Source organism: Mesorhizobium sp. M0217 (assembly GCF_040321955.1).
In the GTDB taxonomy this organism is placed as follows: domain Bacteria; phylum Pseudomonadota; class Alphaproteobacteria; order Rhizobiales; family Rhizobiaceae; genus Mesorhizobium.
In genome coordinates, this window is record NZ_JAMYSN010000072.1 from 1 (window position 1) to 605 (window position 605).

Genomic DNA, 605 nt, shown 5'->3' on the forward strand with positions numbered 1-605 from the left:
ATCGTCGACGACGTGCCCAATGCGGTCAACGACACCAACTCCATCAGCGAGGACGCGGTTGCGCCGGTCAACGGCAATGTGCTGACCAACGACGTGCACGCCAACAACCAGCCGGGCGCCGACACGCCGACGAGCTTCGTCAGCTGGGACGGCTCGACGACGGGCGCGCATGGCACCTTCGCGCCCAATGGCGACGGCACCTACACCTATACGCTCAACAACGCCGATCCGGCGGTGCAGGCGCTCGATGTCGGCCAGACGCTGACAGAGACCTTCAACTACACGATGAAGGACGCCGACGGCGACACCGACACGGCAACGCTGACCATCACCATCAACGGCACCAACGACGTGCCGCAGATCGTCGTCGACCAGGGCAACCCGGCCGGCGCGCACGACCTGGTCTATGAAGCCGGCCTTGCGGCGGGCTCGGCGGCCGGCAACGGCAGCACGGTGGCGACCGGCACCTTCACGGTATCGGACCCCGACGGCCTCGACGACGTCCAGAGCGTCACCATCGGCGGCACCACGGTTGCCATCGGCAGCCTCAACGGTTCGACCTTCCCGGGCGACCACGGCACGCTGCTGATCACCGGCTACAACGC

The 605-nt window shown here is 67.1% G+C and carries 1 protein-coding gene; it reads left to right on the top strand.

Features of this window, described 5'->3' with window-relative positions:
• The coding region (locus NKJ18_RS32960) for a cadherin-like domain-containing protein (protein ID WP_352676854.1) at positions 1-605 on the top strand (605 nt) is incomplete at both ends.